Genomic DNA, 21,109 nt, shown 5'->3' on the forward strand with positions numbered 1-21,109 from the left:
AATCGCCTGCAAGGTATAGCGTGCTCTTCCCGCTATTTGGGCAAGCCATTACGTCACTGTTCCTGGCGGATAAACCGCCGAAAGTTAATTAATTACCGTTAAATTTTTGCGGTAACTGTTCGGTGTGAATGAAGTCAATTTTTTAAAGGTTTTAATAAACAGACTGGGACTGCTGTAACCCGATTCGTAAGCGATATCGGTGACAGAGTAATTAGTAATTTCCAGCTGTTTTTTGGCAAAGTTAATGCGGATTTCATTAATAATTTGCACAGGCGTTTTACGGTAATAACGCTGCGTGGCGCGCGTCAAATATTCCTGCGATTTACCCGACAGCGCCACCATATTCTCCAGGGCGTTATCGCTGAACTGTCCTTTGTCGTGCATCAGCTCCACGGTACTACGCAGCCACTGAGGAATATCATCCACCACCTGCTGTTCTTCACGGTGATGGCGGAGGCGATTCATGACGTAGAACGTCACGGTTTCAATAAATTCATCAAATTCATTGTCGCGGAAATTCAGCGAGGCGATAACCGTTTCAATCCAGGTCATAAACTCATTTTTAACGCGATACACCTGTGACGCCACAAAGCAGAACGGCACCAGCGGCAGATAATGCTTCTCGAAGAAACGCCTGCTCACGCCTACGTTCAGAATGCGCGTCGCACCAAACTCATAAAAGCTCTGGTGATAAGATCCCATCGGCAGGAAGACGAAATCGCCACGCTCAAGCAGGACGCGCTTACCGTTGATCTCCTGATAGTAGCGACCGGTCAGAACAATCGTGAACTCGTAGTAGTCATGCTGGTGCAGACCGCTGGCGCTCTCCGTTTTGTTGTAAATCACCACGTGAAAATTCTTGCCATTAAACAGCTGCTGCTCATGTGCGGTTTTGATTTCCATCGTGCTGACCTCCTGCTACTTCATCCTGACTTATTGCATCTTCTCGTGAAGCTCGATGAGCTCCGCTACCAGCTCGCGTGCCAGCATGGAGGTCATCAGATGATCCTGCGCATGTACCAGCACCAGACTCACTTTCATCTTCCCTTCGCCCTGGTCGCTTTCGATAAGCTTCGTCTGCACCAGATGCGCTTCGTTTAACGCCGTACGGGACTGCTCCATCATGGTTTTCGCGGCAACGAAGTCGCCCTGCTTAGCCTGCTTAAGCGCCGCATACGCCAGGCTGCGTGCCTGCCCGGAGTTGATGATGAGGCCCATCACCACCTCTTCCAGATCGTTCTCTGCGGTTTCTTCGGCAACGATACTCTCTAAATCTAACATTTTTTAAGCTCCTTTCCGCTGGCGCGGGTTGCCCCGCGCCGTGCAATTTTAGAATTTCAGTGCGAGGGCGATATCCTCTTCGCTCTCTTCTTCATCGATAACCGTTGCGGCCTTGTTCGCAATCGCCACGAACGGCATGTAGAGCAGGGTTGCAATCCCGAGGTTGAATATCGCCAGCAGGAAGGCGGCCACGCTACCATTGGTGTTGAAGAACGCGCCCAGACCAGCCGGCATCGTCCACGGCGCAATGTTGGTCACCGGCGGGATAATGCCCAGGTAGTACGCCGTCAGCGTAATCGCGGCCAGCAGCGGCTGAACCAGGATGAAGGGAATGAACATCACCGGGTTCATGATAATTGGCAGACCAAACAGGATCGGCTCGTTAATCTGGAAGATGCCTGACGGCAGGGCCAGCTTCGCAACCTGACGATGGTCAGCGCGGCGAGAGACAATAAAGACCGCGATGATCAGACCCAACGTCGCCCCGGTACCGCCCAGGAAGATATAGGAGTCAAGCATCGGCTTCGCCCACACATGGAAGGTTTTACCGGCCGCCAGCGCCGCATCGACGGAGCCGTACTGCTGGTAAAGCGCGACGTTTTCCAGTGCCCATGGGGTCATAATACCGCTGTCCAGCGCCGCCAGTGCCAGTGAACCATGCACGCCGAAGAACCACAGCAGGGAGGTAAAGATGACATACGCCCAACCGACCACGCTACCCATCGACGCCAGCGGCGTTGAGATAGAGTCCATAATGATCTGGTGGAAGTTTGTGCCCCAGTGAGAGAGCGCCCAGGCAATAATCCCCATGATGGAGAGAATAATGAAGCCCGGAATCAACGCGGAAAATGAACGAGAAACAGAGGCCGGAACGCTATCCGGCAAGCGGATAACCCAGTTACGGCGAATAATGAAGGTGAACATTTCGGCCACCACCAGCCCGATAATAATACCGGAAATGATGTTTGCCCCACCCAGCCAGTTGGCGCCAACGGCATAAGCGTCGCCCACGCTGTACGGTGTGACGGTCATGAACGCGGCAATGGACAGTAAGCCTGCCGCCAGCGGATCCACTTTACGCTCTTCCGCCAGCGCCATTCCAATAAAGAAAGGCGCCATTAGCGACATAATACCCAACGTACCGTTGTATACGTTGCCGCCAATGGCTTTTAAACCATTAAGGGTTTCAATAGTTGAAGCATCTAGCCTAATTCCTAATGAATAAAAAAAGGAACCTTCTCCAAAGCTCAGAAAAACGTTGTTAATTAAAACGAACATTGCCCCGGCTAATGTCAACGGCATTAATTTAATAAAGCCGTTCTTGATGGCATTAACGTGAGGCTGCTTTCCTATTTTAACAGCAAAAGGAAGGAGTACCTTTTCAAGTGAAGCGATGACTTTACTCATAGGAAAATACCCTTAAAGGCCGCAACGATCGTTACGGCAGATTGTGTGTGAAATAACTCTTTGACGGGAAAAATAAAAAATTAATTAGCAGCTTTTTTAATCGCCGCAACGGCAGCTTTTAATACACCTAAACCATCAATCTTGCCGTATAAAACGGAATCGATCACTTCGACCGGCTTATTGGGTAGCAGACGTTGAATTTCTGGCAGCATATAAGCGATTTGCGGCCCGAGTAAAATAACGTCTGCTGTCTGGCCCTTCTCGCCCGCCAGCGTTTCCGGAAACGCCTCAATCACCACAGGGACTTCATATTTTTCGGCCTGCGCGCGCATTTTAGAAACCAGCAGCGAAGTGGACATGCCCGCAGAGCAAAACAGATAGATATGTTTCTTTTCCATGATAACTTCCCTCTTGTTTGGCTACCCGCCGTCTCGCTATCACTCGACTCGCTATCCTGGCTGACGGGCAGTGTGCTGAACATTGTTTATCGTTGAAGTGAGTATACGCAATGGTACAGGGAGGGGATAATTCTGGATAGACTGAAATTGTCTCTCATTGACCTGGCTTGTTGACTACCTTCACATTTCAGGCAAATAATTCGCGCCAAGAAATAAGATTCACGTATGCATAAAAAAACCGGCCTTCCGGCCGGTTAGTTAACGCTCTCAGGCAAGCAGGCTTACTGTGCCTTAGGTGCCTGTGGGTCGGTGTCGTATTCGGCACAGGTCTGGTAACCAGAATTGATCACGTGACCCGTATCATCCAGGGCGACAAAGTAGGTCTCTGCCTTACCATCACGTTGACCCAGAATATAGGTCTGGCAGGTACCACGCGCGTGGATCATAGTAACTTCTGAAGAAGGTTTACCGGCAATGGCTGCAACCTGGGAACGCGTCATGCCTTTTTTGACGTCTTTTACCACTGGCTGTGTGAACTGATCTTTGGTGCGATCGTAAGCTGTACACCCTGCCAGCATAGTCAGTACCGCCGCTGCGCTTAAAATTCCTGCTACGTTCTTGTTCATATTCCGTCCTCTTGTTTATCAGCGTGTTAACTAAGCATGGGATAAAAATTACTATTGTTCAACTTTGCGAGTTACGCCAGACGAATTTCGGAAAATTCTAATAAAACAACGGTAAGCTGCTAAATCGCTGTAAAACAGTACACTCAAAACTGTGATCCTTGTCGTTTCCCCGACAAAGGGTTAGTTTTAACAGATCACACTTTCTGTTTGGTTCTGCATAGGGAGGGCGTAATGGCTCTGCAACAAGAAATTATTCAGGCGCTGGGCGCGAAACCTGCGATTGATGCCAATGAAGAGATCCGTCGTAGCGTTGATTTTTTGAAAGCTTACCTGTCTGCACACCCTTTCCTGAAGACGCTGGTGCTGGGTATCAGCGGCGGTCAGGATTCCACTCTGGCCGGCAAGCTGAGCCAGATGGCCATCTCCGAGCTGCGTGACGAGACCGGTGACACCGCGCTGCAATTTATTGCCGTACGTCTGCCGTATGGCGTGCAGGCTGACGAGCAGGACTGTCAGGATGCGATCGCGTTTATTCAGCCGGACCGTGTTCTTACCGTAAACATCAAAGGTTCGGTACTGGCAAGCGAGCAGGCCTTGCGTGAAGCCGGTATTGAACTGAGCGATTTTGTTCGCGGCAACGAGAAAGCCCGTGAGCGCATGAAAGCGCAGTACAGTATCGCAGGGATGACCAAAGGGGTCGTCGTCGGCACCGACCACGCCGCGGAAGCCATCACCGGCTTCTTCACCAAATACGGCGATGGCGGCACGGATATCAACCCCCTCTTCCGCCTGAACAAGCGTCAGGGCAAGCAGCTGCTGGCGGCGCTGGGCTGCCCGGAGCACCTGTATAAGAAGGCGCCAACGGCGGACCTGGAGGACGATCGCCCTTCCCTGCCGGATGAAGCCGCGCTGGGCGTCACATATGACAACATTGATGATTATCTGGAAGGCAAAACGCTCGACGAAGGTACCGCCAAAATTATCGAAGGCTGGTATCTGAAAACCGAGCACAAGCGCCGTCCGCCGATTACGGTGTTTGATGATTTCTGGAAAAAGTAAAAGCAAAACGGTAACTCAGTTTTACAGGCCGGGTAAGGCGTAACCGCCACCCGGCTCTTTTTTAACCACCGAACACCTGCTACACTGTATGCCTGAACAGTATATGGAGCAGTATGTGAGCAGGCGTCAATCCGCCCCGCGTCTTGAGTTTGAAGCGGCGGCTATCTACGAATATCCCGAGCATCTTCGCCCCTGGCTTGAGGCTCTGCCTAAACAGCCTGGCGTCTATTTCTTCCACGGCGACAGCGATACCATGCCGCTCTATATCGGCAAAAGCGTGAATATCCGCAGCCGGGTGATGTCGCACCTGCGTACGCCGGATGAAGCATCGATGCTCAGGCAGTCCCGGCGGATCACCTGGATCGAGACGGCAGGCGAACTGGGCGCGCTTCTGCTCGAAGCCCGGCTCATCAAGGAACAGCAGCCGCTGTTTAACAAACGCCTGCGCCGCAACCGCCAGCTGTGTTCCTTGCAGGTTAACGCAGGAAAACCGCAGGTTGTTTATGCCCGGGAAGTGGATTTTTCGCATGAACCCAATCTTTACGGTCTGTTTGCCAACAAACGTGCCGCACTGCAAACCCTGCAATCCCTGGCTGATGAATTACAGCTTTGTTACGGCCTGTTAGGACTGGAAGCCACCACCCGCGGTCGCGCCTGTTTCCGCTCCGCGCTGAAACGCTGCGCCGGGGCGTGTTGTGGAAAAGAGAGCGTTGAAGAACATCATGCCCGGTTTATGGCGGGCCTGGCCTCTATCAGCGTTAACTGCTGGCCGTGGGAAGGCGCGGTGGCGCTGAAAGAAACCCGCGATGCGATGACGCATTATCACATCATCCGCAACTGGCTCTGGCTTGGCGCCGTTGAAAGCCTGGATGACGCTACCGCCCTGCTGCGCACCCCTGCCGGGTTCGATCAGGATGGTTACAAAATTCTCTGTAAGCCATTATTAACCGGAAAATATGAGATCATCGTCCTCAGTGACCCGGCAGCCAGGTAATTTCACTGAACAGCAGCGACCCCTTCGTTTCCAGTAAACGGAGGGTATGACTGCCCGCTTCCCAGCTGGCACCCTGATCGGCGGTCAGTAATTTGTCGCCCAGTTGCCAGGCGCCACTTAAGACAAAGACCACCCCACCGCGTGACGCGAAGGTAGTGAACGTTCGGGTAGCAACGCGCACCTTTGCCTGGCAGCAATCCCGTCGGGTCATGATGTTGAAGTCCATCGACATCTGCCCCTCTGTGAGCACGGCTTTCACCGCCAGATCGCCCGCAAATCGGTAAGGCTGGTGATGCTTCAGGGTATGACAAAACGCCCTGCCTGCATCCAGGGTCACCTCGCCGCCTTCCAGCAGCGTAATCACCCGGTCAACGCCCGGGAACGCCGAGAATTCGCCGTTACTGGCGATGGAGGCAATACTGGCCCGCCAGAAAAAATCCCGCGTCGCGGGAGGAAAACAGCAAATCTCACGCGTCTCACCCGCACCATTACGCCAGAGACTGACCGGCATTTTACGGATATCAAAGAATTCCATGACCACTCCTGAAGGACGCACCGTGCGCCAGGGCATTTTCACAGACGTATTATCGGCAGCAGTCAGGCCAGACCTTAGGCATGGGATAAAAGAAAAACCGCCGGTCCTGTCCACAGCGTTTTCGCTTTTGTAGACAGGAGCCCGGCGGTCTTAAGAGAGTGAACCGATTATTCGGTTGGTGCAGGCATTTTACCTTCCGGCGCTGCACGTTCTGTCAGACGCTTCTCAAAATTGGCATTAAATTGCTTTTTCTGTTCCGGCGTCAGAATGTTGTAAATCTTGTTCTGGGTTTCCATGTGGGCCAGCATGCGTGCTTTATGCTGCTCGGCCATTTTGTCGATCTGCGCTTCCGCTTTTGCTTTATCGAAGCTGTCGCTGGCAATGATGTCATGCATTGCGCGGCGCTCTTCCAGCGGAGGACGTTTCATCTGGTCACGCTGGCTTTTCATGATGTCGCGGATCAGCTGCTTCTGCGCATCGGTGAGGTTCAGATCTTTAAACATCATCATCTCATGGTGCATACCCGGCTTGCCTTTATGATGCATCATCATTTTGCCTTCCGTCGGCGCGGCGGTAGTGGTCGCGGTATCGGCGGCGAACGCCATGCTGGTAGCGCCCAGAGCCAGGGTAGAGGCAACAAACAGTGCAGTTAATTTACGCATAATGTCTTTCCTTACTTTCAGTTATTCTTCGGCGCTATGCCGTGTTGACGAGATTAACTTTACGGCGTTTATCGTCAATTAGTCAGAGCAACGGTAAAACAATGAAAGTGTAAAAAACAACTTTTCGCCAATTGTGGAGAAATTAAGGAAAAAGCGTGGAGAGATGAAACAAAAATATTCAACAGGATGATTTTAAAGAGATTATGGAGAAGTATAGCGAAGTGCCGTTTAATAATAAAGCAATTCTCCAGGAATATTCCGCAAACAATACCAGAGCGCTTTTAACGCTAAGAAATTTATTCTTCATTTCCCCTCCGGTCTGCGCGAGGGGAGACGTTCAGGGCATTTTTTCCAGCATCAGACCTGCTCGCAAACCAAACGCGACCGACGGATTAGGAAATAAAACATATTCCGTGGATTTCTGTACCGCATAGCGCGTCTCACCATCTTCCGCCAGCAGGACGCCCTGGCGAAACGGCGTAAAGTTCAGCGTATGGGGTGCCATATGAAGCTGGAAAGCCTCGCTTTGACGCGTGATCTGCTGCACGACCCGATAGCGCACGACGGGTTCCCGGGTGGGTTCCGGCGCAACCCCGGCTAGCAACGCCCGGAGCGCCTGATGCGTAGGGGTAAAACGCGTCAGGTCGTTTTGCCCGAACGGCAGCGCTTTTCCCAGCTCCAGGGTGCAGGATAACGCGCCAACATTCTCGCAGGTGAAGTGGGTAAACGTGCCGCCTGGTGTCTGGTGGAAGACCAGTGCCTCCAGCCCCGCATCGCCAAGCCAGGTCAGAAACGCCTCATCCCACGGCTGATGACGCTGCGGTAACACGCCAAAACGCACATGGTACGAGGCGCGAATGGCCGTATGCAGATCAAGGTGCCAGCGCGTTTCCCCCGCCCCGGCAAAAAACGCCGTGACCACCTTCTCCAGCCATTGCGCGCGAGTCGTCTCATCACTCTGTGGAAACTGCGCCCAGCGACCACCAAACATGCGGTTGATGTCGCTCACGAGATACCGTTTATTTTGCGCCAGCGCAGGCGGATTTCCCAGTACCACCAGCAGACGGCAGTGCAGCGTGATCTCTGCGCGATACAGCGCGCGCAGCAATAGTTCGACAATCTCCACGGGCGCGGTTTCGTTTCCGTGAATGCCGGTAGAAAGCAGCAGCGACAGGTTATATTTCCCCGTCGGCGTGAGTTCAAGCACGCCCGGCCCCAGCCATCGCCAGTGGAACGAAGGGCCTGCCCCCTCTTGCCGCTCCGGTGTCTCTTCGGCCAGCGTCAGCGCCAGTAAGTTTTCCATATCGTCTCCTTAGCGCTGGAACGGATAAACCGATCCCAGTTGCAGGATGGTTGATAATGCATCCAGCGCTTCGCGGCCTTCGCGCAGCAGCTGCGGATCAACCAGATCGGCCTGAACCAGACGGTCACGATAATAGCGGTCCACCCAGTCATTGAGAGTATTGAACAGCGTGTCGTTCATCATCACCGCCGGATTCACGGCCTGCAATTCCTCCGGCGTTAACACCACGCGTAGTCGCAGGCACGCCGGTCCCCCGCCGTTGGCCATACTTTCCCGAAGATCAAACACGCGCAGTTCATCAATCGGGTTATCCGCCTGCACCAGTTCGCTGAGATAGCGCCAGACGCCCTGATGGTTGTGGGACTCCTGCGGCAGCACCAGCATCATGCTGCCGTCATCCCGGCTCAGCAGCTGGCTGTTGAACAGATACGTTTCGACCGCGTCCTGCACGCTTACCGCCTGCGTGGGCACCTGAATCGGCATAAATCCCGGCACGCGTTCGCGCAGCGTGGCCAGCAACTTTTCCTGATGGGCAAACGCCTGCTCGTGGCAGAACAGTACCTGACGGTTGGAAACGGCAATGACGTCGTTATGAAACACGCCCTGGTCGATCACCTGCGGATTTTGCTGGGCAAAAATCACCTGAGAAGGATTAACCTGGTTCAGCCGCGCAACCGCCTGGCTTGCGGCTAAGGTTTGTCTCGCCGGATAACGAACCGGCGCGGCGTGGCCGCCCTCTTCCCGTCCATAGATAAACAGCTGCAAACCCGGCTCGCCATAGTCGCCGCCCAGACGGTTGTGGTTTGCCGCCCCTTCATCGCCAAACATCGCGACCTGCGGCAGCGCCGAATGTACCTCGAAATGCGCATCATGATTAAAAATGGCGCGCAGCACGCGCCCGGTGGTCTCCGCTTCGCTGGCGCGGTGGAATTTGTTGTTCAGGTTAGCAACGGTCAGATGCACTTTGCCGTCCAGCGTATCCGCCGACGGCGCAACGGTGGCGGCATTCGCCACCCACATCGAGGAGGCTGAACTGGCTGCGGAAAGCAGGTGTGGCGTCTGCGTGCCTGCTTTTTCCACCACCTGTTCATCCGTACCGCTGAACCCCAGCTGGCGCAGCACGGCCACGTTTGGGCGCTCCTGCGGTGGGATCACCGCCTGCGGGAAACCGGCATCTGACAGCGCCTTCATTTTCAATAGCCCCTGCTTCGCCGCCAGCTTCGGGTTCGAGACCTGGAAACGGTGCTTCGTCGAGGCTTCATTACCGAACGACAGCCCGGCATAGTGGTGCGTCAGCCCCACGAGGCCGTCAAAGTTAACCTCACGCGCTTTCATGGGCGTCACCCTCAGTAAAATCCAGCCCCGGATTCAACGTCTCCGGCAGCGTCAGCGCCGGGGTTTCCAGGCTTGCCATCGGCCACGCGCAGTAATCGGCGGCATACCAGGCGCTGGCGCGATGGTTGCCCGACGCCCCTACGCCACCAAACGGCGCAGTGCTCGCCGCACCGGTCAGCGGTTTGTTCCAGTTCACGATCCCGGCGCGCGCTTCCAGCAGCAGCTGGTCGAATTTCTCGCGATGCGGCGATATCAGGCCGCTCGACAGGCCGTAGCGGGTATTGTTGGCCATCTCGATCGCCGACTCAAAATCGTCATAGCGCCAGACGCACAGCAGCGGGCCAAAGACCTCTTCATCCGGCACGTTGCTCGTCGCACTCATCTCAATAATCCCCGGCGTCAGCAGCGACGTGCCCGGCTGAACCAGCTTCGGCTCCAGCAGGGTTTTCGCCCCGCGCGCCACGTGCTCCTGCCACGCTTTCAGTACGTTCAGCGCCGCCTGCCCGGAGATCAGCCCGCCGATAAACGGCTGCGGGTCGGCATCCCATTTCGCGGGAACCAGACGCGCGCTCACCTCCACCAGACGCTTCAGGAACGCATCCCCCTGCGCGCCGCGCTTAACCAGCAGGCGGCGGGCGCATGTGCAGCGCTGTCCGGCGGTAATGAACGCCGACTGAATGGTCAAGTGGACCGCGGCATCGATATCCTCCGGATCTTCCACAATCAGTGGGTTGTTGCCGCCCATCTCCAGCGCCAGAATTTTTTCCGGTTGCCCCGCCAGCTGACGATGCAGCTGATAGCCCGTTCCGGCACTGCCGGTAAACAGCAGACCGTCAATGTCGCTCAGCGCACTCAGCGCCTGACCGGTTTCACGCCCGCCCTGCACCAGATTCAGCACCCCCGGCGGCAGCCCCGCCTGCTCCCAGAGTTTTACCACTGCTTCTCCGGTTAAGGGGGTTAACTCACTCGGCTTGAAGATGACAGTATTCCCCGCCAGCAGCGCAGGCACAATGTGCCCGTTCGGCAGATGCCCGGGGAAGTTATACGGGCCAAACACCGCCAGTACACCGTGCGGACGGTGGCGCAGCGTGGCCGCGCCGTCTGGCATCTCGGTATGCTGCTCGCCGGTGCGGGTATGGTACGCCTTCACCGATATCGCAATTTTGTTGATCATCGCCGTGACTTCGGTTGTTGCCTCCCAGCGCGGCTTACTGGTTTCGCAGGCAATGATGCGGGTCAGCTCGGCTTTATTGGCCTCCAGCAGCGCAGCAAATTTCTCAACCAGCGCCTGGCGCTCGGAGAATGGCCGTTTCGCCCACGCCGGAAACGCGCGGCGTGCAGCCTGACAGGCCTGCTCAACCTGCCCGGCGCTTGCGTCGTTCCCAGACCAGAGCACCTCCTGGCCGACCGGGTTAGTTTTTGTCCGCGCGTCACCTTCGCCCGTAACCCAGTCACCGTTAATCCATAGAGTCATGCTGTTTTCTCCTCAGGGCAGAGCCGCACCAGGCGAACCGTGTCGCCAGCGTTACATTTCAGGGCATCCAGTTGCGCAGCCGTCAGTACCAGACGCTCGCATGATGGGTTGGTTCGCACCAGCATGGCGCGGAAGTTGGTGTAATTCTCGTTCGAGACCAGGCAGGCTGGCCACTCGCCCGGCGCGGGCTGGCCTTCTGAAACCTCAACCAGGCGGCTTTTACGGATGGCGCGAACGCGGTCAATGTCGCATTCCAGCGTCGGGCCGCCGTCGAAGATGTCGACGTAGTTACGGTAGCGAAATCCCTCTTTCTCCAGCACCGCGCGGGCCGGGGCGGTTTGCGGGTGAACTTCGCCGATCACCGCCTGCGCTTCTGGCGTTAGGAAATGGGTATAAATAGGATGCTTCGGCATCAACTCGGCGATAAACGCCTTCTGACCGGTGCCGCACAGGTAATCCGCCCGGCTAAATTCCATGGAGAAGAAGCGTTCGCCCAGACTCTCCCAGAACGGCGAGTAGCCCGTCTCATCAATCACGCCGCGCATCTCCGCGACCACTTTTTCGTTGAAGCGGTCGCGAAAGGCGGCCATAAACATAAAGCGCGATTTGGAGAGCAGATAACCGTTGCCCTCTTTGCGCCAGTCCGGATCGAGAAACAGTGTGCAGAGTTCGCTGGCGCCGGTATGGTCATTACAGAGGAAGAGCGTCGGCAGCGCGTTGTAAACGTTCAGCTCTTTCGAGGCGTGGACCATCGTGCCGACGCGGTAGTTGTACCACGGATCATTAAGCCCGACGGCCACCTCGATAGCGCAAATCCCCGCCACGGTCCCCGTGTCGGTATCTTCCAGCACGAACACATAGCCCTGTTCGCTTTTTGGCAACGTCCCCTGCCAGGTTTGCAGGGCGCGCTCAATGCGCGCCGACAGCGTTTTTTCATCGGCAGGCAGCGAGGTCAGCCCGCCCCCTGTCTTACCGGCAAGCTGCATAAGCCCGGCGAGATCGCCGTGCGCAACGGGACGAATGACCATCATGATGACACCCCGGACTTCACCTGTTCGCAGGCCAGCGCAAAACGATCTAAGCCAGTTCTGACCTCTTCCTCGCTGACGATCAGCGCAGGGGCAAAGCGCACCACGTTAGCACCGGCAATCAGCACCATTACGCCCTGCTTTGCCGCTTCCTGTGAAATCAGCTTCGCTTTGCCGGCAAACTCAGGGGCAAGCTCACAGCCTATTAACAGCCCCAGACCGCGGATCTCTTTGAACAGGCCAGTTTTGCTGTTAATGGCCGTGAGTCGCTCAACAAACCACTGGTGACGCTGCTTCACGCCGTTCAGCACCTCAGGGGTGTTGATGATATCCAGCACCTGTCCGGCGACAGCGGTTGCCAGCGGGTTGCCGCCGTATGTGGTGCCATGAGTGCCCACGGTCATCACGCTGGCGAATTTTTCGGTGGTCAGCATCGCCCCCACCGGGAAACCGCCGCCGAGCGCTTTGGCTGTTGAGAGCACATCCGGGGTCACGCCATAGTGCATGTAGGCATACAGCTCACCCGTGCGGCCCACGCCGGTCTGGACTTCGTCAAAAATCAGGACCGCGTTATGCCGATCGCACAGCTCGCGCAGCCCTTGCAGGAACGCTTTCTGGGCGGGCATGACGCCGCCTTCCCCCTGCATGGGCTCGACAATCACCGCACAGGTGGTGTCGTCAATCAGCTCGCTGGCAGAGTGTAAATCGTTATACGCCGCATGACGGATATCCGGCGGCAGCGGCGCAAAATCCTGAGAATATGAGGGCTGACCGCCCGCACTGACGGTAAACAGCGTGCGGCCATGGAAAGCATTTTTAAAGGCTACGATGCCGCTCTTATGCGCGCCGAATTTATCGTGCGCATATTTGCGCGCCAGCTTCAGCGCCGCTTCGTTCGCTTCCGCGCCGGAGTTACAGAAAAAGACTTTTTCTGCGAAGGTGGCGTCGATCAGCTTCTTCGCCAGAAGCAATGCCGGTTCGTTGGTATAACCGTTGCCGGTATGCCAGAATTTCGCCGCCTGGTCATTCAGCGCCTGCCGCAACGCCGGGTTTGCATGCCCCAGCGCATTCACCGCAATCCCACCTGCAAAGTCGATATACTCTTTGCCCTGCTGATCCCACAGGCGAGAGCCTTCCCCACGTACCGGAATAAAAGCCGCCGGAGCGTATACCGGCATCATCCATTCATCGAAATTTTCACGCGTAACTGACAGAGACATAGCGACCTCATCCGGTAAATAAAAGGTTGTTTAAATGTTAAATAATTGAGTGTTTGCACTGTGAATGTAGATTGCAGCGTTCGTGCCAGCCAGCGATAAAAATGCATAAATGGGTTTGGGTAACAGAATATCAATGAGTTACAATATGGAGATATTCACTTATAATGCATAAGTAGTGAATATTTTTACGACAAGCGGCGCTTTGCCGCATGAAAACAAGAAAGAGTATGCAGAGGCCAAATATAATTCTGGAATTGTGATCGCTCGCGTAATTTATCGGTCGTTTACGCCCTGTTCGAGGGCAAAACGCGCCGAAATGGTGCAAATATTGCACCGTTGGCATTATCTGTCGCAGTAATTGGGCGAAGCGGATAACAGACGACGTAAATTCTGCTACCATCCTTGCACTATTCACCTTGCATTGGCAGCGACTATGAAATTTGTCTCTTTTAATATCAACGGCCTGCGTGCCCGCCCTCACCAGCTTGAAGCGATTGTTGAGCAACATCAGCCAGATGTGATCGGCTTGCAGGAGACAAAAGTTCACGACGATATGTTCCCGCTCGAAGAGGTAGCGAAGCTGGGCTATAACGTTTTTTACCACGGTCAGAAAGGCCACTACGGCGTTGCGCTGCTGACCAAAGATACGCCGGTGTCGGTGCGCCGTGGCTTCCCGGGTGACGGTGAAGAGGCGCAGCGCCGCATCATCATGGCGGAAATTCCTTCCGCACTCGGCAATGTGACCGTCATCAACGGCTATTTCCCGCAGGGTGAAAGCCGCGATCATGAAACCAAATTCCCGGCCAAAGCGAAGTTTTATCAGGATCTGCAAAACTACCTGACAACCGAACTCAAAAAAGAAAACCCGGTGCTTATCATGGGCGACATGAATATCAGCCCGACGGATCTGGATATCGGTATTGGCGAAGAGAACCGTAAGCGCTGGCTGCGCACCGGCAAATGCTCTTTCCTGCCGGAGGAGCGCGAGTGGATGGAGCGCCTGCTGGGTTGGGGGCTGGTGGATACTTTCCGCACGGCTAACCCGGAAACGCAGGACCGTTTCTCGTGGTTTGACTACCGCTCTAAAGGCTTCGATGACAACCGGGGCCTGCGTATTGATCTGCTGCTGGCGAGCGCCCCCCTGGCCGAACGCTGCATCGAAACCGGTATCGACTATGACATCCGCAGCATGGAAAAGCCGTCCGACCATGCGCCGGTATGGGCAACGTTCAAGCTGTAAACTTCAGTGGATATTAAAAAAATCAGTCTCCTGTGCGCCCTTCTGGGCGCATTTGTTTTAATTGTTGTTTTGCTTCCTCCGGGCATGCTCTCCCTCGACACGCTAAAAATACACCAGCAAACGTTGCTCGCTCGTGTGGAGCAAGCGCCCCTTCAGAGCGCGCTGTTCTATTTTGCGGTTTACGTTCTGCTCTCCGCGCTATCGATCCCCGGAGCCGCGCTTCTGACGCTGCTCGGCGGGGCGCTTTTCAGCCTGTGGGAGGCGACGCTGTTGGTGTCATTTGCCTCGACGCTCGGCGCCACGCTTGCCATGCTCGTCAGCCGTTATCTGCTTCGAGACTGGGTGCAACGGCGCTTTGCCGCACAGATGAGCACGATAGATGCGGGAATGGATCGCGACGGCGCGCGCTACCTTTTTGCCCTGCGCCTGATGCCGTTGTTCCCGTTCTTTCTGGTCAATTTGCTGATGGGGCTAACCCGTCTCAGGGTGTGTCACTACTGGTGGGTCAGCCAGCTTGCAATGCTACCTGCCACCGTCATTTATCTGAACGCCGGACGCGAGCTGGGGAAACTCACCTCGCTGCGCGATATTCTGTCGCCGGGACTGCTGTTCGCCTTTACACTATTAGGGTTATTACCGCTGGTCACTCGCTGGCTGTTTTCCCGTTACATCCCTTCGATTAAAAAGTGAGGCATTATGCGCCGGGTGCGTTTTTGCGCGTTTCTGACGAGTCTGCTGCTGGCAACCTCTGCCTTCGCCGCAGAGAGCTGGCAATCCATTCAGCAACAGGCCACCGGGCAGACCGTCTGGTTTAACGCCTGGGGCGGTGACGAGGCCGTTAACCGCTACCTCGACTGGGTAAGCGGCGAGATGAAAACGCACTACGCCATCAACCTGAAGATCGTTCATCTGGCCGATGCCGCCGACGCGGTGAAGCGGATCCAGACGGAACATGCCGCAGGACGTAGCAGTAACGGGTCGGTGGATCTGCTCTGGGTAAACGGGGAAAACTTCCGCAACCTGAAAGCGGCAAACCTGCTGCTCACCGGCTGGGCGCAAACCCTGCCCAACTGGCGCTACGTCGATACCCGTAAACCGGTAACGGAAGATTTTGCCATCCCGACCGATGGGGCAGAATCCCCGTGGGGCGGCGCGCAATTAACCTTTATCGCCCGTAAAGCGAGTACGCCGACACCACCGGCAGATCCCCACGCGCTGCTGGTATACGCCCGACAGCACCCTGGCAAGGTGAGCTATCCGCGACCGCCGGATTTTACCGGCACGGCGTTTCTTGAGCAGCTACTGCTGGCGCTGACCGCCCATCCGGAGGCGTTAAAAAACGCGCCGGACAGTACCTTTGCGCAGGTCACCGCGCCGCTGTGGGATTACCTTGATACGCTGCACCCCCTGCTGTGGCGCGAAGGGAACGATTTTCCTCCGTCGCCTGCGCGCATGGATACGCTGCTGGCCAGCGGCAGTCTGAACCTGTCGCTCACCTTTAACCCCGCCCATGCGATGCAAAAGGTGGCGAGCGGTGAACTGCCTGCCGACAGCTACAGTTTCGGCTTTCTCAAAGGCATGATCGGCAACGTCCATTTTGTCGCCATCCCGGCAAACGCCAGCGCGAGCGCAGGTGCGAAAGTGGTGGCGAATTTCCTGCTGTCACCGCAGGCGCAGATCCGCAAAGCTAATCCTGACGTCTGGGGTGACCCGAGCGTGCTGGATGGCGAAAAACTGCCTGCGAAAGCGGCAAAACAGCTTCGCGCCTTTACCCCATCAAGCACGCCTGATGTGCTTCCCGAACCGCACGCCGCCTGGGTTAACGCCCTGGAGCAGGAATGGCTTCGCCGCTACGGAACCCGCTAAGCGGGCTGGTCTGGGCGGCAATGGCGGTCATCTATCTGCCCCTGCTTCCCGCCAGCGGCATGCTGCTGGCCCCGGCGTTTTCTCCCGGCAACTGGGCGACGCTGTTTGCCGACCCGCAGCTGCCGCAGGCGCTGGCCGCCACGCTGGTTTCCACGCTTATCGCGACGCTGGGCTCACTGTTTATCGCCCTGACCCTGCTTGCGCTTCTCTGGCCGGGTGAAGGCTGGCAGCGCCTGAGCACCCGTTTGCCGTGGCTGTTAGCCGTGCCGCACGTCGCCTTCGCCACCAGCGCGCTGCTGCTGTTTGCGGAAGGGGGGCAGTTTTACCGGATCTGTACAGTCTGTTCGCCGCAGCTTGACCGCTACGGTATCGGGCTTGGCCTGACGCTTGCGGTCAAAGAGAGTGCGTTCGTTCTGTGGACAATCTACGCCGCGCTGCCTGAAAAGCGCCTCGTACAGCAGAAAATTGTCCTGCATACCTTCGGCTACGGACGAATGCAGGCGCTCAACTGGCTCGTCCTCCCGGCAATCGCCCCCGCGCTGGGCGCCGTGATGCTGGCGGTGCTCGCCTGGTCGCTTTCCGTGGTGGATGTGGCGATCGTGCTCGGGCCGGGCAACCCGCCTACGCTGGCGGTGCTGGCCTGGCAGTGGCTCACCCAGGGCGATGCGCAGCAGCAAACCAAGGGAACGCTGCTGTGTCTGGTGTTGCTCCTGCTGCTGGCGGCGCTTGCCGCGGTGGGATACGGCTTCTGGACGGCATGGCGGCGCGCCCAGCCTGACCCCTCCGGGGTACGTCGCGCTTCGCATAGTGCGCTGCCCGCACGGGTGCTGGGCGGGTTACTGCCGCTGTGCGGCGTGCTCTGTGCGCTGGTTCTGCTGATGCTGGCACGCCGGGACGACATCGGCCCCGTCAGCGACAGCCTTTCACTGGGGCTGCTGTCCAGCCTGACAGCGCTGGCCATCCTCATGCTCTGGCTTGAGTGGGGATCCCAGCGCGGCGCGGTGTGGATCTGGCTGCCGCTCGCCCTCCCGGCGCTGCCCCTCGTGTCCGGGCAGTATGCCGTGGCGCTGTGGCTGGGCATCGACGGCCAGTACGCTGCGGTGCTCTGGAGCCATATGCTATGGGTTCTCCCGTGGATGCTCCTGGTGCTACAACCGGCCTGGCGCCGGCTCGATCCCCGGCTTATCCTCACTGCCAGAACGCTGGGCTGGCGGCGGGCGAAAATTTTCTGGCAAGTGAAATGCCCATTGATGGTTCGTCCGGCCCTGCTGGCCTTTGCCACCGGCTTTTCCGTGAGCATGGCCCAGTACATGCCTACCCTCTGGCTGGGGGCGGGACGTTTCACCACCCTGACGACGGAGGCGGTCGCCCTCAGCAGCGGCGGCAGCATTCCGATCCTCGCCAGCCGGGCGCTGGGTCTGTTGTTGTTGACCAGCAGCGTATTTGCCCTTGCCGCGCTGCTCTCCCGGCTCGTGGGCCGTCACAGACAAGGATTACGTTAATGCTGACCGTGAAAAATCTCACCATTGCGCCGCTCTTTCATGAGGTCAACTTCCGCGTCCCGGCGGGGGAGATCGTCACGCTGATGGGGCCCTCCGGGAGTGGGAAATCGACCCTTTTCGCCTGGATGGTGGGGGCGTTATCCGCTGATTTTAAGGCGCACGGCGAGCTGTGGCTGAACGATCGTCGCTGCGATATGCTCCCCGTGGAAACGCGCGGGATCGGCATTCTGTTTCAGGATGCCCTGTTGTTTGACGCCTTCAGCGTGGGGCAAAACCTGATGCTGGCGCTGCCGGCGCACATCGTCGGGCGCGCCCGCCGCAACGCGGTCGAGCAGGCCCTGGAGACTGCCGGGCTGGCAAACCACTACACCAGCGATCCGGCGACCCTTTCCGGCGGCGAGCGCGCCAGGGTCAGCCTGTTGCGCGCCCTTCTCGCCCAGCCGCAGGCATTGCTGCTCGACGAGCCGTTCAGTCGACTGGATAAAACGCTGCGCGCCTCATTCCGGGCGTGGGTATTCGAGGTCACTCGCCAGCGCAGGATCCCGGTGGTGCTGGTCACGCATGATGAGGACGATATTCCGCCCGGCGGCGAGGTGATTGAGATTTCTCGCTGGCAATAATGTGCTAACGCAATGTTTTTGGCTTCAGGAGAGACGACAATGCCCCCCTCTTTTAATGACGTCAGGTTTTTCGATGAAACGTGTTTCTCAACTGACCGCGCTGGCCCTGATCTGCGGCCTCGCCTCACTCTCCTCCACGGCGGCTGATATGCCCCACTCCCTCACGCTGGCTCAGCTTCAGACGCAAAACGGCGCGGTAATTGATACGCGCATCAGTGCGTTCTATAACGGCTGGCCGCAGACCCTGAGCGGAACGTCCGGGCATGAACCCGCCGCGCTTAATCTCTCTGCCAGCTGGCTTGGGGCAATGAGCGATGAACAGCTCAGCGGCTGGGCAAAACAGCATCGGCTTACGCCAGACATGCCGGTTGCGCTCTATGGCAACGATAATGACAACCAGACCGTCAAAACGCGGCTGGAGAAAGCGGGCTTTACCCACGTCTCCACCCTGAGCGATGCCCTGCAACAATCCGATCGTCTGCAACGTCTGGCGCATTTCGAACAGCTGGTTTATCCGCAGTGGATCCGCCAGTTGCAGCAGGGCAAACCCGTTACCGCCGCACCAGCCGGAGAGTGGAAGGTGATCGAGGCTGGCTGGGGTGCGCCGAAGCTTTATCTCCTGAGCCACATTCCCGGCGCGGGCTATATCGACACCAATGAAGTGGAAAGCGAACCGCTGTGGAATAAGGTCTCTGACGAAAAGCTGAAAGCGATGCTGGCGAAGCACGGGATCCGTCACGATACCACCGTCATTCTGTACGGTCGCGACGTATATGCCGCCGCGCGCGTGGCGCAGATCATGCTCTACGCGGGCGTGAAGGATGTGCGAATTCTGGATGGCGGCTGGAAGGCGTGGTCCGACGCCAGCCTGCCCGTTGAGCGCGGAACGCCTGCAAAGGTCAAGCCAGCCCCTGATTTTGGCGCGCCGATCCCGAGCCAGCCGCGGCTGATGGTGGATATGGAGCAGGCCCGGGGAATGCTGCACCGTCAGGACGCGTCGCTGGTGAGCATTCGTTCCTGGCCAGAGTTTATCGGTGAAACCAGCGGCTACAGCTATATCAAACCAAAAGGTGAAATTGCCGGTGCGCGCTGGGGCCATGCGGGCAGCGACGCGACCCACATGGAAGATTTCCACAATCCGGATGGCACCATGCGCAGCGCCGATGATATTGCCGCCATGTGGAAAACATGGAATATCCTGCCGGAGCAGCACGTTGCGTTTTACTGTGGTACCGGCTGGCGCGCGTCTGAAGCCTTTATGTACGCCCGCGCCATGGGCTGGCAGAACGTTGCCGTCTACGACGGCGGCTGGTACGAATGGAGCAGCCATCCGCAGAACCCGGTCTCCACCGGCGAGCGCGGACCGGAGAGCGCTCGCTAGCGGGTAAGTGACTTCAGCGTGATATAACCGCTCCAGATGCGCGTTGTGGTGGTCAGCCAGCACAACGCGCCAAACGCCCAGGCAAAGAGCGCGAAATGCGCCGGAAACAGGCAGCACAGCGCAAACAGCGCGATGGTCTCCGTTCCTTCCGTTAATCCTCCAATGTAATAAAGCGACTTGTGCGCGTAGCCGGGGTTGTCGATATCATGCTTCCCCGCCAGCGCGGCAAAGGCCAGGAAGCTGCTGCCCGTCCCCATAAACGCGAACAGCAGCCAGGCGGCGGCAATCGCATTGTCAGCCGGAGCGGCCAGCGCAAAGCCAAACGGCACCAGGGCGTAAAACAGGAAGTCGAGGGCGATATCAAGAAATCCTCCCGCGTCCGTCAGGCCCCGGCGACGCGCCAGCGCGCCGTCCAGACCATCCAGCAGCCGGTTCAGCACAATGGCGATCAGCGCCGCCGGATACCAGCCCAGCGCCAGAAACGGTAACGCCAGCACGCCAATCGCAAACCCGGCGAGCGTTAAGCCATCAGGCGTGATAAACGGTTTATCCAGCGCGGCGGCCAGCTGATTTAACCCGGGTTTCAGCCGGGGGTGCAGATGTTTATCCAGCATGTGGTTTACCTTTAAACGTGGCGCACAGCCCCTGAGTCGGGATATCCAGCGCGGCGTTAAAGCGGGCGGAAAGATTCTGAAAGGCAATCAGAGCCGTCATTTCGGTGATGGTCTCTTCCGTAAAGTGGCGCTTCAGCAGGCTTTTGATATTTTCATCCACCTCAGGCGGCGTGGCGGTGACCGCTTCCGCATAGGCCAGCGCCGCGCGCTCCTCTTCGCTGAACAGGGTGGAATTTTGCCAGTCGCTGACGGCCTGCACTTTATCCAGCGCCCCGCTCCGCTCGGCCAGACGCAGGCTGTTGGCATCAATACAAAATGCGCAGTGGCAGATCTGCGAGACCCGCGTCATTAGTAGCGATCGCAGAACCGGGGTCAAACGCGCCTTGCGCCGCTCCAGATAGCCGACAAACAGCGCCACCAGCCAGAAAAGACGCGGCATACGCCCCCACCAGCGAGTGGGGTTCAGCACCGCGCCGAAGTGTTTTTTCTGCATGGCGGCGATGGGGCTAAGGCTGACGGGAAGGGTTTCCATGGGCGCAACCCAGGCGGATATCTCTTTCACCT

General features: G+C 57.3%; 22 protein-coding genes. 8 read left to right on the top strand and 14 right to left on the bottom strand.

Translation table 11 applies throughout. The annotated features are described in order from the left end of the window. Positions 1-84 precede the first annotated feature (84 nt). From chbR to osmE, 5 genes are all read right to left on the bottom strand, one after another. Positions 85-903 (bottom strand): transcriptional regulator ChbR, encoded by an 819-nt coding sequence (gene chbR / locus SK53_RS06420; RefSeq protein WP_017384663.1) that lies wholly within the window; start codon positions 901-903, stop codon positions 85-87. Between the two features lie 30 nt (positions 904-933). After that, positions 934-1,281 carry a PTS N,N'-diacetylchitobiose transporter subunit IIA gene (gene chbA / locus SK53_RS06425; RefSeq protein ID WP_003857835.1) on the bottom strand — a complete coding sequence of 116 codons (348 nt, stop codon included), beginning with the start codon at positions 1,279-1,281 and terminating at the stop codon, positions 934-936. Positions 1,282-1,329: 48 nt separating this feature from the next. Next, positions 1,330-2,688 (bottom strand): PTS N,N'-diacetylchitobiose transporter subunit IIC, encoded by a 1,359-nt coding sequence (gene chbC, locus SK53_RS06430; RefSeq protein WP_017384664.1) that lies wholly within the window; start codon positions 2,686-2,688, stop codon positions 1,330-1,332. Positions 2,689-2,768: 80 nt separating this feature from the next. After that, the gene (chbB, locus tag SK53_RS06435; protein ID WP_015570750.1) at positions 2,769-3,086 is read right to left on the bottom strand and encodes a PTS N,N'-diacetylchitobiose transporter subunit IIB; all 318 of its coding nucleotides are present in this window, start codon (positions 3,084-3,086) and stop codon (positions 2,769-2,771) included. Between the two features lie 281 nt (positions 3,087-3,367). Further along, the gene (gene osmE, locus SK53_RS06440) at positions 3,368-3,712 is read right to left on the bottom strand and encodes an osmotically-inducible lipoprotein OsmE (protein WP_003857836.1); all 345 of its coding nucleotides are present in this window, start codon (positions 3,710-3,712) and stop codon (positions 3,368-3,370) included. 231 nt (positions 3,713-3,943) lie between these two features. On the opposite strand from osmE, the gene nadE reads away from it, so the two are divergent. Together nadE and cho are read left to right on the top strand one after the other, a co-directional pair. After that, positions 3,944-4,771, top strand: a complete 828-nt coding sequence (gene nadE, locus SK53_RS06445) for an ammonia-dependent NAD(+) synthetase (protein ID WP_003857837.1) — start codon at positions 3,944-3,946, stop codon at positions 4,769-4,771. Positions 4,772-4,874: 103 nt separating this feature from the next. Then, a complete protein-coding gene (cho, locus tag SK53_RS06450; RefSeq protein ID WP_196238871.1) occupies positions 4,875-5,765 on the top strand; it encodes an excinuclease Cho in 891 nt (296 codons plus the stop codon). Here the strand turns inward: cho and ves are convergent. The 7 genes from ves to SK53_RS06485 form a co-directional block, all read right to left on the bottom strand. Further along, positions 5,743-6,300: an environmental stress-induced protein Ves gene (ves, locus tag SK53_RS06455; protein ID WP_022650891.1), complete on the bottom strand. Its 558-nt coding sequence runs from the start codon at positions 6,298-6,300 to the stop codon at positions 5,743-5,745. The two genes, cho and ves, sit on opposite strands and share 23 nt — an antisense overlap. Positions 6,301-6,467: 167 nt before the next feature. Next, positions 6,468-6,962 carry an ATP-independent periplasmic protein-refolding chaperone Spy gene (gene spy / locus SK53_RS06460; protein ID WP_048208840.1) on the bottom strand — a complete coding sequence of 165 codons (495 nt, stop codon included), beginning with the start codon at positions 6,960-6,962 and terminating at the stop codon, positions 6,468-6,470. Positions 6,963-7,299: 337 nt separating this feature from the next. Beyond that, entirely contained in the window at positions 7,300-8,265 is a 966-nt protein-coding gene (gene astE, locus SK53_RS06465; protein WP_022650890.1) for a succinylglutamate desuccinylase, read from the bottom strand. 9 nt (positions 8,266-8,274) lie between these two features. After that, positions 8,275-9,600 carry an N-succinylarginine dihydrolase gene (gene astB / locus SK53_RS06470; protein WP_022650889.1) on the bottom strand — a complete coding sequence of 442 codons (1,326 nt, stop codon included), beginning with the start codon at positions 9,598-9,600 and terminating at the stop codon, positions 8,275-8,277. Continuing rightward, on the bottom strand, positions 9,587-11,074 hold the full coding sequence (gene astD, locus SK53_RS06475) for a succinylglutamate-semialdehyde dehydrogenase (protein WP_048208842.1): 1,488 nt from the start codon (positions 11,072-11,074) through the stop codon (positions 9,587-9,589). Before astD ends, astB begins: the two co-directional genes overlap by 14 nt. Further along, the gene (gene astA / locus SK53_RS06480; RefSeq protein WP_022650887.1) at positions 11,071-12,105 is read right to left on the bottom strand and encodes an arginine N-succinyltransferase; all 1,035 of its coding nucleotides are present in this window, start codon (positions 12,103-12,105) and stop codon (positions 11,071-11,073) included. The genes astD and astA overlap by 4 nt, the downstream gene beginning before the upstream one ends. Continuing rightward, positions 12,102-13,322: a succinylornithine/acetylornithine transaminase gene (locus tag SK53_RS06485; protein ID WP_048208844.1), complete on the bottom strand. Its 1,221-nt coding sequence runs from the start codon at positions 13,320-13,322 to the stop codon at positions 12,102-12,104. Before SK53_RS06485 ends, astA begins: the two co-directional genes overlap by 4 nt. Positions 13,323-13,755: 433 nt before the next feature. Here SK53_RS06485 and xthA point away from each other — a divergent pair, with 433 nt between their 5' ends. From xthA to SK53_RS06515, 6 genes are all read left to right on the top strand, one after another. Next, positions 13,756-14,562 (top strand): exodeoxyribonuclease III, encoded by an 807-nt coding sequence (gene xthA, locus SK53_RS06490; protein ID WP_022650885.1) that lies wholly within the window; start codon positions 13,756-13,758, stop codon positions 14,560-14,562. A gap of 6 nt (positions 14,563-14,568) precedes the next feature. Beyond that, on the top strand, positions 14,569-15,252 hold the full coding sequence (locus SK53_RS06495) for a TVP38/TMEM64 family protein (protein ID WP_045897547.1): 684 nt from the start codon (positions 14,569-14,571) through the stop codon (positions 15,250-15,252). A gap of 6 nt (positions 15,253-15,258) precedes the next feature. Further along, a complete protein-coding gene (locus SK53_RS06500) occupies positions 15,259-16,428 on the top strand; it encodes an ABC transporter substrate-binding protein (protein WP_072163305.1) in 1,170 nt (389 codons plus the stop codon). After that, positions 16,401-17,930: an ABC transporter permease family protein gene (locus tag SK53_RS06505; protein WP_048208846.1), complete on the top strand. Its 1,530-nt coding sequence runs from the start codon at positions 16,401-16,403 to the stop codon at positions 17,928-17,930. Before SK53_RS06500 ends, SK53_RS06505 begins: the two co-directional genes overlap by 28 nt. Beyond that, positions 17,930-18,550, top strand: coding sequence for an ATP-binding cassette domain-containing protein (locus SK53_RS06510; RefSeq protein ID WP_048208848.1), 621 nt, complete (start codon positions 17,930-17,932; stop codon positions 18,548-18,550). The genes SK53_RS06505 and SK53_RS06510 overlap by 1 nt, the downstream gene beginning before the upstream one ends. A gap of 73 nt (positions 18,551-18,623) precedes the next feature. Further along, positions 18,624-19,931, top strand: a complete 1,308-nt coding sequence (locus SK53_RS06515) for a sulfurtransferase (protein WP_048209406.1) — start codon at positions 18,624-18,626, stop codon at positions 19,929-19,931. On the opposite strand, the gene SK53_RS06520 is transcribed toward SK53_RS06515, so the two are convergent. Next, entirely contained in the window at positions 19,928-20,545 is a 618-nt protein-coding gene (locus SK53_RS06520; protein WP_048208849.1) for a CDP-alcohol phosphatidyltransferase family protein, read from the bottom strand. The two genes, SK53_RS06515 and SK53_RS06520, sit on opposite strands and share 4 nt — an antisense overlap. Continuing rightward, positions 20,535-21,107 carry a carboxymuconolactone decarboxylase family protein gene (locus SK53_RS06525; RefSeq protein WP_003857852.1) on the bottom strand — a complete coding sequence of 191 codons (573 nt, stop codon included), beginning with the start codon at positions 21,105-21,107 and terminating at the stop codon, positions 20,535-20,537. The genes SK53_RS06520 and SK53_RS06525 overlap by 11 nt, the downstream gene beginning before the upstream one ends. Positions 21,108-21,109 lie beyond the last annotated feature (2 nt).

Origin of the sequence: Enterobacter sp. MGH119, assembly GCF_001037675.1 — a bacterium.
Taxonomy (GTDB): domain Bacteria; phylum Pseudomonadota; class Gammaproteobacteria; order Enterobacterales; family Enterobacteriaceae; genus Enterobacter; species Enterobacter hormaechei_C.

Bases quoted from the DNA above. Each gene is read 5' to 3' on its own strand.
- chbB (WP_015570750.1), bottom strand. From the start codon at position 3,086: ATGGAAAAGAAACATATCTATCTGTTTTGCTCTGCGGGCATGTCCACT.
- osmE (WP_003857836.1), bottom strand. From the start codon at position 3,712: ATGAACAAGAACGTAGCAGGAATTTTAAGCGCAGCGGCGGTACTGACT.
- SK53_RS06515 (WP_048209406.1), top strand. From the start codon at position 18,624: ATGAAACGTGTTTCTCAACTGACCGCGCTGGCCCTGATCTGCGGCCTC.
- astA (WP_022650887.1), bottom strand. From the start codon at position 12,105: ATGATGGTCATTCGTCCCGTTGCGCACGGCGATCTCGCCGGGCTTATG.
- SK53_RS06520 (WP_048208849.1), bottom strand. From the start codon at position 20,545: ATGCTGGATAAACATCTGCACCCCCGGCTGAAACCCGGGTTAAATCAG.
- SK53_RS06505 (WP_048208846.1), top strand. From the start codon at position 16,401: ATGGCTTCGCCGCTACGGAACCCGCTAAGCGGGCTGGTCTGGGCGGCA.
- cho (WP_196238871.1), top strand. From the start codon at position 4,875: ATGGAGCAGTATGTGAGCAGGCGTCAATCCGCCCCGCGTCTTGAGTTT.
- astD (WP_048208842.1), bottom strand. From the start codon at position 11,074: ATGACTCTATGGATTAACGGTGACTGGGTTACGGGCGAAGGTGACGCG.
- nadE (WP_003857837.1), top strand. From the start codon at position 3,944: ATGGCTCTGCAACAAGAAATTATTCAGGCGCTGGGCGCGAAACCTGCG.
- astB (WP_022650889.1), bottom strand. From the start codon at position 9,600: ATGAAAGCGCGTGAGGTTAACTTTGACGGCCTCGTGGGGCTGACGCAC.
- ves (WP_022650891.1), bottom strand. From the start codon at position 6,300: ATGGAATTCTTTGATATCCGTAAAATGCCGGTCAGTCTCTGGCGTAAT.
- xthA (WP_022650885.1), top strand. From the start codon at position 13,756: ATGAAATTTGTCTCTTTTAATATCAACGGCCTGCGTGCCCGCCCTCAC.
- chbA (WP_003857835.1), bottom strand. From the start codon at position 1,281: ATGTTAGATTTAGAGAGTATCGTTGCCGAAGAAACCGCAGAGAACGAT.
- SK53_RS06510 (WP_048208848.1), top strand. From the start codon at position 17,930: ATGCTGACCGTGAAAAATCTCACCATTGCGCCGCTCTTTCATGAGGTC.
- spy (WP_048208840.1), bottom strand. From the start codon at position 6,962: ATGCGTAAATTAACTGCACTGTTTGTTGCCTCTACCCTGGCTCTGGGC.
- chbR (WP_017384663.1), bottom strand. From the start codon at position 903: ATGGAAATCAAAACCGCACATGAGCAGCAGCTGTTTAATGGCAAGAAT.
- SK53_RS06500 (WP_072163305.1), top strand. From the start codon at position 15,259: ATGCGCCGGGTGCGTTTTTGCGCGTTTCTGACGAGTCTGCTGCTGGCA.
- astE (WP_022650890.1), bottom strand. From the start codon at position 8,265: ATGGAAAACTTACTGGCGCTGACGCTGGCCGAAGAGACACCGGAGCGG.
- SK53_RS06485 (WP_048208844.1), bottom strand. From the start codon at position 13,322: ATGTCTCTGTCAGTTACGCGTGAAAATTTCGATGAATGGATGATGCCG.
- chbC (WP_017384664.1), bottom strand. From the start codon at position 2,688: ATGAGTAAAGTCATCGCTTCACTTGAAAAGGTACTCCTTCCTTTTGCT.